Source organism: Leptolyngbya cf. ectocarpi LEGE 11479 (genome assembly GCF_015207065.1).
Classification (GTDB): domain Bacteria; phylum Cyanobacteriota; class Cyanobacteriia; order Phormidesmidales; family Phormidesmidaceae; genus Leptothoe; species Leptothoe ectocarpi.
Window position 1 is genome coordinate 1 of sequence record NZ_JADEXP010000315.1, and the last position, 7,598, is coordinate 7,598.

General features: G+C 46.8%; 10 protein-coding genes. 5 read left to right on the forward strand and 5 right to left on the reverse strand.

The features are described 5' to 3' along the window. Nucleotides 1-81: 81 nt before the first annotated feature. From IQ260_RS24045 to IQ260_RS24055, 3 genes are all read right to left on the reverse strand, one after another. Nucleotides 82-1,938: a lipase family protein gene (locus IQ260_RS24045; protein ID WP_193995614.1), complete on the reverse strand. Its 1,857-nt coding sequence runs from the start codon at nt 1,936-1,938 to the stop codon at nt 82-84. Between the two features lie 155 nt (nt 1,939-2,093). Continuing rightward, a complete protein-coding gene (locus tag IQ260_RS24050; RefSeq protein ID WP_193995615.1) occupies nt 2,094-3,116 on the reverse strand; it encodes a hypothetical protein in 1,023 nt (340 codons plus the stop codon). A 644-nt stretch (nt 3,117-3,760) separates the two neighbouring features. Continuing rightward, nucleotides 3,761-4,408, reverse strand: a complete 648-nt coding sequence (locus IQ260_RS24055; protein ID WP_193995616.1) for an NAD(P)H-dependent oxidoreductase — start codon at nt 4,406-4,408, stop codon at nt 3,761-3,763. Between the two features lie 271 nt (nt 4,409-4,679). Between IQ260_RS24055 and infC the strand changes: the two genes are divergently transcribed. After that, complete coding sequence (gene infC / locus IQ260_RS24060; protein ID WP_193995617.1) at nt 4,680-5,192, forward strand: translation initiation factor IF-3; 513 nt, start codon at nt 4,680-4,682, stop codon at nt 5,190-5,192. Nucleotides 5,193-5,377: 185 nt separating this feature from the next. On the opposite strand, the gene IQ260_RS24065 is transcribed toward infC, so the two are convergent. Together IQ260_RS24065 and IQ260_RS24070 are read right to left on the reverse strand one after the other, a co-directional pair. Continuing rightward, entirely contained in the window at nt 5,378-5,713 is a 336-nt protein-coding gene (locus IQ260_RS24065) for a type II toxin-antitoxin system RelE family toxin (RefSeq protein ID WP_193995618.1), read from the reverse strand. Between the two features lie 5 nt (nt 5,714-5,718). After that, complete coding sequence (locus tag IQ260_RS24070; RefSeq protein WP_193995619.1) at nt 5,719-5,973, reverse strand: hypothetical protein; 255 nt, start codon at nt 5,971-5,973, stop codon at nt 5,719-5,721. A gap of 158 nt (nt 5,974-6,131) precedes the next feature. Between IQ260_RS24070 and yidD the strand changes: the two genes are divergently transcribed. From yidD to IQ260_RS24090, 4 genes are all read left to right on the forward strand, one after another. Next, a complete protein-coding gene (gene yidD / locus IQ260_RS24075; RefSeq protein WP_193995620.1) occupies nt 6,132-6,428 on the forward strand; it encodes a membrane protein insertion efficiency factor YidD in 297 nt (98 codons plus the stop codon). Between the two features lie 18 nt (nt 6,429-6,446). After that, entirely contained in the window at nt 6,447-6,626 is a 180-nt protein-coding gene (locus IQ260_RS24080; protein ID WP_193995621.1) for a hypothetical protein, read from the forward strand. Nucleotides 6,627-6,631: 5 nt separating this feature from the next. After that, a complete protein-coding gene (gene tadA / locus IQ260_RS24085; protein ID WP_193995622.1) occupies nt 6,632-7,129 on the forward strand; it encodes a tRNA adenosine(34) deaminase TadA in 498 nt (165 codons plus the stop codon). Between the two features lie 154 nt (nt 7,130-7,283). Continuing rightward, nucleotides 7,284-7,598: 1-acyl-sn-glycerol-3-phosphate acyltransferase (locus IQ260_RS24090; RefSeq protein ID WP_193995623.1), on the forward strand; the 315-nt coding region annotated here is incomplete at its 3' end.

Sequence of the window (7,598 nt, forward strand, 5' to 3'; positions counted from 1 at the left end):
GGGATATAAGGGGGACCTGATTTAGTCGTGGATCCCTAATCGTCATGAGAAAGCTCCGATTTTGGATATGGACGACAAGGTTTATTTCTTCTGCAGCCGATTGGCTGCTTCCGCTCCACCCACTCGATTTATATCCAGTTCTAACACCGTTGCCGCTTTATCTTTAAGCTCTTCTTCCAGCGCCTTGTCTAAATAGCTAATGTAATAGGGCATACCGTGATCTGCTATGAGATCAAAGCTGGATTCAAACAGGCTTTTACCGAAGCTAAACAGGCTATCCAAAATTCGGTTAATAGTCTTGTAGTTGGTCATTAACAACCCCTTTGAATTGAAGTATCTGACTGTCCCTAAGTGTCCGTAAAGCCTGAGAGGATCGTGCAGAGAGAACGGTGGCGGTATGTGAGGCACTACATCATTGTTATTCACGAAGCGAAACACTTTGCCATCCAGGTTGTTGTTAAGCTGGCGAGTAAACCTTATATCACCCACCCGAGGTTGGCCAAAGGTATATAAGCCAGCCACATCAATCCCATTTTCGTGAAGCGAGGCCGCCGCCATAGTTGCTAAGGCTCCGCCCAAGCTATGGCCGGTAATCAGCAATGGCGGTAGTTTGGAATTTTGCTTGAGCGCTTCTTCATTCTGCCAGCGATAAATTTGGGCTAAAACGGCTTTTTCAATGCTGGCCCAGGCCAGGAAAAAACCGGTGTGCACATGACCTTTGTAAGACGATAGAGTTGTTTTGCCCGCTTTTCGAATCGTAAAGTTACGCAACTGTGTGTTGAAATTTGTATACCAATCGCGGATCTCTTGACTCCCGCGAAAAGCCAGCACCATGCATTCATCAGTGCGGAAAATAACAGCTTGAGTGTCGCGCTGTTTGTTATTAAAGTAGCGAAAATTGTTGCGGATATCAATATCCCATAGGTCAGAAATTTCAGTTACATAGGTCATGTCCTGATAAATCAATCGAGATGTCTTTGCTAGGCTCAGGGCAAGCCGAGTACTGTATTTGGTAACGTCTCCCAGCCGCTTAAAGTCAGTCTCTTTGTAGGGAGAGCGAACAATCCGGTAACCAAACTTTTCAAACAAACTCCTAACGCCGTCAAAGCCATGGTCAAAGATATAGTTATAGAGCTGGTCATACACCCGCGAATCACAGTTACGTCGATAGTTTTCATCTGCGATTAGCCTGACCCAATAGTTGAGCCAGGGTTTGATTTCTTTTACGCTAAATACCCTAGAGTCAACCAGATAGCCAAAATGCTCAAGGCCATTGAGCATCTGGTTAAACCAGTCGCGTACCGATGTTTCAGCATAGTAGGTTGTCAGCGCAGAACTTTGATGCTCTAGGTTAGGCGACAGATTTTCGAGCCGTTGTTTTTGGTCTTTGCGCTCTGCGTGATTGGCTAAAGCTCGGCTTAAAAGCTCGTTAGTTACCTTAAATTTTGCATCCGCTGTTGTTTGAAAGGTGCTGATCGGATAGTCTCGGTATTCTTCAAAATCTAAAATACTCAGTGCTTTCGCCACACCAGGATCATTTTCAAATTCTCGGGTGGCCCGCCGGAGAAACTCGATCCGCTGCCATCGGTGATATTTACTGTAGCTCCATACGCCATAGGCTAATGCCAATGCACTGAGTCCCACGGCTGCTGCAAATGCAGCTTGGATCAGTAAAAATTGGGTGCGGGCCTCAGCGTTGACGGTATCAGCCTCATTGACATCGGTATCATTAGCAACTGAATCGTTTGGATTAGCTAGCATCTGCGGCTCACCGTCCAACCGAGGCAAGAGGTCATCTTCAAACTGATTGATAGCAATATTGGCTTCTAACCTGGGTTGCTGGGCCTCTGGAACTGCTCCTAGCAGCAGTACACTACCGACGACCGTAAGCGATAACCTTATGCTGTTGGAAAGAATGCTAGCTGAAAGACGCGCCATATGCCCGATAAACCAAGTTTTCTCGATGCTACCAAGCATGCCCGTATTTGCCCTAGAGAATAATGAAAATTGATATCCCTAAAAGCTGGCCTGTGGATGCTGAGGGTACGATCGCAGTTCAAATGTGCGATCGCAATGGGTTGCCCTATATGCTTCTACGGACAAAGCTTATGCCCTGTCCATTCACTATTGCGCCAACAGTATACCTGCCTGCCCACCCAGAGTAGTTCAGACATATCACCATCCACACTGGCAAAATCTAGCCGATAGCGTTCACCACCGATGGAGTCATCTGCTGCTCCTTCGTTAGTCAGGTAGACAATCCAAAGGCCATCTACCTCGTCCCATTCCGCTTCAGTCACAACTGTCGGCTGTTCACCTTCACCCAACGTGGTTCGCCCAAAGGCCATGGTCGCTATTTCTGTTGGGTTGCCGATGGTAGAAACTTCCGACGGTAGCTGATTGAGTGGAACTGTGCGATACCGATTTCGATTAAAGGTATTTTTAAGTGAAAAAGAAGTCGGTCGAGACTCAATGCGTGGATCCCAGCTCCAAAGAGAGAGTAAGTAAATAGCGTGAGTCTCAGGCGCGTTTAGGCATTGTCCCTGGAAACAGGCTGTATTGTTATCGATAACGTATGGTTTATTTTCAGGAAAACCTTCACAGTTAGTTTCTTGCCCCCCGGCGGTAACGCAGGCTGAATAATAGGTCAGAAGGTCACCCCTTTCCTCTAGCATTGGGAACTGATCATTTAATTCACTACCCGCAAACCAGGGAACAGGAGCACTTTCGTAGAGCGGTACCGTCGATTCAGAGTCTGTGATATCTGCAAAGGTAATATCATTACGCAGAATGTGGACAGGAGTGCTCATGCTTTGCCCGACTCGAAAGACGCAGCCCTGATCAAAACCGGCAGGCATTTGAGGCCAATCGAGCGAGGAGGGTTCTACTCTTTGATAATCAATCCAGTTGAGACAGGCTATTGCTGAGTCACCAGATAGCAATGAATTACTGCTGGTGGTGGTAGATTCGTCAACAGCGCTAGCCAAAGATATCGATATCTGGGGATCCAAACTTTCGTCGATCTGGGACGCTTGTTTATCAGTCTCCTCTATTTCTTGGGCAGCAGATTGCTCAGATTGGGAACTAGATGCAACTGGCGAGGAATTACAAGCCACAGATACAATTGTTAGGCATCCGGCTAGCGCTATTTTTAAAGACGATTGGAACTTCATTATTTTCCGAAGGCTAATAGCATGAATTATCTACAGTCTTTCATCTATGCTGCAAAACAAATGCCTCGATGAGCCGAATGTCTGGAATGATTGCAGAGGTATTGATATCACTACAGGTACTCTCGACGCTTTTCTGGAAAATTTGTTTCGTAATCGATTTCGTCTGAAAGAGAATTTGACACTTACAGACTGGTCTATAAAGTAAAAAAGGGTAGCTCGTAAAAAGCTGTCAACGATGAAGTCTATAGCAACTCAACGTCTAAGAAAATATTTGAAGTCTGTTGGTCTATTTTCTGCAGTTGCAAATCGGGCTTTTATAGAAAAAAAATCTCCTGTGATGCGGTTGGTTACTCCCGTGCAGCATTCTAGTCAAAACATGAATTAAAGCCGAAGAGAATCCTCCAATATATCTGTCTGAGGCGGCTCCTATTGGTATTCTTGGGCTGCGAGAGAAGATTGTTTTTGCTAGTAGATAGCTGTGTAGATGTACAACGCAGGCTATCAATCGTATTTGACGGCTCACGTTGTACATTTTTGTTGCTACTGAGTCTGGGAGTTTTAGCGATCGCAACTTTCCAGCCTAAAGCCTAAATATGCTGCACCTTTTCCTCTAGGGGAAAGCGTACCTTGGGCAGATGGGCATATTTGTCGTCTTCTGACCGATACCCAGCCGCACAAACTACAACCGCGTGATATCCCATAGCTGGCAGCCCGAGGATTTCATCGTACTGGTCGGGCATAAAGCCTTCGATGGGGCAGGTGTCGATGCCCAGTAAAGCAGCACTGACCATTAGCTGACCCAGGGCAATGTAGGTCTGACGCGTAGACCAACTATCAACGTCGGGTACGCCTTTCATAAAGCCTTTGATCACGTTGCTAAAACCTTCTAAAGATTCTAGCGGCACATTGCGTACTTCTGATGTGCGGGCCATGGAGCGATCCACATCGGTTTCGTCGAGACCGGTTTTAATGGCGAGGACAACCAGATGGGATGCATCCACCACCTGAGCTTGTTTCCAAGAGGCTTCGAGCAGTTTTGCCCGAACGGCTGTGTCGTCTATAACGAAAAATTTCCAAGGTTCTAAACCAAATGAAGAGGGTGCCAGCACTAAACTTTGCTCCAAAGCTGACCAGGTATCGGCAGGGATTTTTTTACTCGCATCAAACATTTTGGTGGCATAACGCCAGTTAAGTGCATCTAAGACAGAGTCACTGGAAAAATTTGGGGCTGTCATGAAAAATATTGGCTCAACATGGCTTTTATAGCAGGTATGGGACGGATTTAACACACAGCTAGAATGCCTAACATTTGGCTGCCATTTAACTCAAAGGCAACAAGGGAAAATTGACCAGCCCATTACTCTGCAAGCGTCAATTTGTCAATTCATGTCTGCAGCCCATATAAAATAGTTAACCAAATAAACAGTCCATGACAGATATCCCCCAATGGGTAGACGTTCCAATTATGGAAAGTTAGTTTATCGTAGTAAGCACAACATGTAAGTATTGGAGTCTAGTCCTATCACTAAGAAACAAAAACCTCTTGTAAACCGCCATATCAAGGACCCCCAGGTCTTATTCATCGACCACACTGGTGAAAATCATGGCGTTATCGATACAGCCGAGGCTATCAAGATGGCAAAAGCCAATAATCTTGACCTGGTTGTGGTCTCTGCGCCCCGTGAAGGCGCTCCTCCGGTAGCTAAAGCGATGGACCACGGCAAGCTGCAATACCAGCAGAGCAAGCGTCAGAAACAGACGTCTCGTCCGTCGGTGAAAGAGGTAAAGTTTCGCCCCAATATTGGTGAGTCGGATTACGAGCTTCGGGTGAAGCGGGCTACTGAATGGCTGAAGAAAGGCGATTCTGTAAAGTTTCTTGTACGTTTACGGGGTCGGGAGCACCAGCATCGCGATCGCGCTACCGATTTGCTGCAAAGAGTGATTACTGACCTAGAAAGTGCTGGTAAGGTGCAATCTTTCGATAGAAGATCACTGACTTTGTTTCTATCGCCTTCGTAGAAGCGTCTGACAATTGAATATTCTGAGTAAAGGCAGCTTCGATCAGCACGACGTGTTTTGAGAAGCTGTTTTTGCTTGTTATGAGCTAATTGATAAATTCTGGACGATCCTTTTAACCTTATACAGGTCGCAGACCAGATAAGACAATATGGTCATGACCATTACAAATAGCCTACAAATTTTTTCTACTCATCTAGTGCTCGACGAATAGACTCTTCAAGGTCGGTAAGACTAACATCTGCTTGATCAGATTTGGCATAAACCAACAGAAGCACAATGATTTCAGGGGAAATTACTTGATAAATAAGCCGATATCCTCCACTTTTACCGGTAGGAATATCGCTATTTTTAGCCCAGACTTTGAAGACTGTGGCAGTCGTGCCAGAAATTTGAGCACCAATAAAGTTGCCTTTTTGAAGTTCGTCGATAATTGGCTGAATGTCTGACTGAATCTGGCGATAGCGTTTTCTGAGTCCCTTTAGGCGGCGTTTGAATCCTTGAGTGAAGCGAACGTCAATCATTGGGTTTAGGCTTCGATACCGTCCCAAAGTTGAGAAACAGGAAATGTTTCTCCAGCGGCAGCCTGTCTAAGTGATGTTTGAAGATCGGCTAATACTTGAGCATTGGATTCATGCTCATCGACCCAGGCTAAGCCACTGGATGAATCGCGCAGGGCACGGATCATTTGATCCCAAAGTGCTACTGGAACTAGTACGTCTGTGGGTTCTCCAGTGGCATTGGTAACATAGCGAACCTGATGCGCAAGTGATGGATTTGCCATAGCGTTGATTAGTTGGTTGTAAACTCTATTTTACGTTGGTCCTTCAATAGTGAAAGTTAGGAAGAAGGATTTTATAAGATCCAAAAATTGCGTCTGCAATCGCTAAATTTAATGTCTGTACCCCTGCCATAATCAGATTATTATTCATCTGCACTGCTATGAAACTGGTGCTCAAGGCACTCATTCGCGGCTATCAGCTCCTGATTTCACCGTTGCTGCCAGCCACATGTCGCTATACCCCCACCTGCTCTAGCTATGCATTAACGGCAGTAGAACGATTTGGCGTATGGCAGGGTGGCTGGTTAGCGATCAAACGCATTGTCAGCTGTAATCCCTGGCATGAGGGCGGTTATGATCCCGTGCCTGCCATACCTATGGTTGGCGAAACCAGTCTAAAAGATTTAATCGTATCCCATGAGTCGTCTGCTACACCTATTGACGACGAACAAGATTAGGTCGCGAGAAAAGGGGCAATGAAACGAGTACAGCTAAGCCAACTGGTAGACCAGGGCGTTTCTCATAATGCTGCCATTTGCAAGAAAGTCATGGTACAGCCGGGGGAAATTCCCCATCTAACCAACTTTTCCCAGGCTACGTTTGCCCCTGGACAAGTCGCCCGTGCCCATGCCCATGCCCATTGTATTTTGGGATAGCCTAGATGCCCTTTGATGTGCCGCCACCGCCCCTGGCTAATCCTATTTACCTCAAGCATCGCCATTGGATGTTACGGGCGTTAGAGTTAGCAGAAGCTGCTGGAGACGCTGGAGAAGTACCGGTGGGTGCTGTGATTGTTGGCCCTGATAATCAGGTCATTGCCGAAGCGGCCAACCGTCGCGAGCGGGATCATGATCCAACAGCCCACGCTGAAATTTTGGCCCTACGGCAGGCCGGACAGTATTTGCAGAACTGGCACCTAAATGACTGTTGTCTGTACGTTACGTTAGAACCTTGCCCGATGTGTGCGGGGGCAATTGTCAATGCCCGGTTGGGTTTACTAGTGTATGGCACCGATGACCTAAAAACAGGGGCTGTACGTTCTGTGCTGAATGTGCCAGATGGGCCAGCGTCTAATCATCGGTTACACGTACAGGGGGGAATTCTCGCATCTTCTTGTCAGCAGCAGTTACAAAACTGGTTTCGTCAGAGACGGCGGTGAAACTGTCCTGCCCTCTGGTTTAGCTACCCTTAACATAGGTTTATAGTATGTATACAAATGCGGATGTGCGTATCGTTGAGCACACAGCGAGCACGCGGCTAATGTAACTTAGATTCCGCATTGGGTGTGTTTCTTCATTTCCTGAGCATCGCTAATGGCCTTTAGTCCAGAATTTTTGCTTCATAGGCAGTCGATACTTGACGTTACCTATGCGCCCTGTCAATCAAAATTGTCGCCCTGGCTGGCTCCGCTAGTGTACAAATTTGGTGAAGATGTTCTACTGCCGAATGTCTTCAAGACGATTCGGATCACGGGGCAAGAAAATATCCCCACTAGCGGTCCTGTGGTATTTGCGCCCACCCACCGCTCCCGGTGGGATGCGCTGTTAATCGGGCTGGTGGGCCATCAGACGACGGGACGCTATCTGCGGTTTATGGTGACCGCTGATGAGTGTGTGGGTCTTCAGGGC

What these genes read in the sequence shown, in the direction of transcription:
- IQ260_RS24045 (WP_193995614.1), bottom strand. Translation starts at nt 1,938, where the DNA reads ATGGCGCGTCTTTCAGCTAGCATTCTTTCCAACAGCATAAGGTTATCG.
- IQ260_RS24055 (WP_193995616.1), bottom strand. Translation starts at nt 4,408, where the DNA reads ATGACAGCCCCAAATTTTTCCAGTGACTCTGTCTTAGATGCACTTAAC.
- IQ260_RS24065 (WP_193995618.1), bottom strand. Translation starts at nt 5,713, where the DNA reads ATGATTGACGTTCGCTTCACTCAAGGATTCAAACGCCGCCTAAAGGGA.
- IQ260_RS24070 (WP_193995619.1), bottom strand. Translation starts at nt 5,973, where the DNA reads ATGGCAAATCCATCACTTGCGCATCAGGTTCGCTATGTTACCAATGCC.
- yidD (WP_193995620.1), top strand. Translation starts at nt 6,132, where the DNA reads ATGAAACTGGTGCTCAAGGCACTCATTCGCGGCTATCAGCTCCTGATT.
- IQ260_RS24080 (WP_193995621.1), top strand. Translation starts at nt 6,447, where the DNA reads ATGAAACGAGTACAGCTAAGCCAACTGGTAGACCAGGGCGTTTCTCAT.
- tadA (WP_193995622.1), top strand. Translation starts at nt 6,632, where the DNA reads ATGCCCTTTGATGTGCCGCCACCGCCCCTGGCTAATCCTATTTACCTC.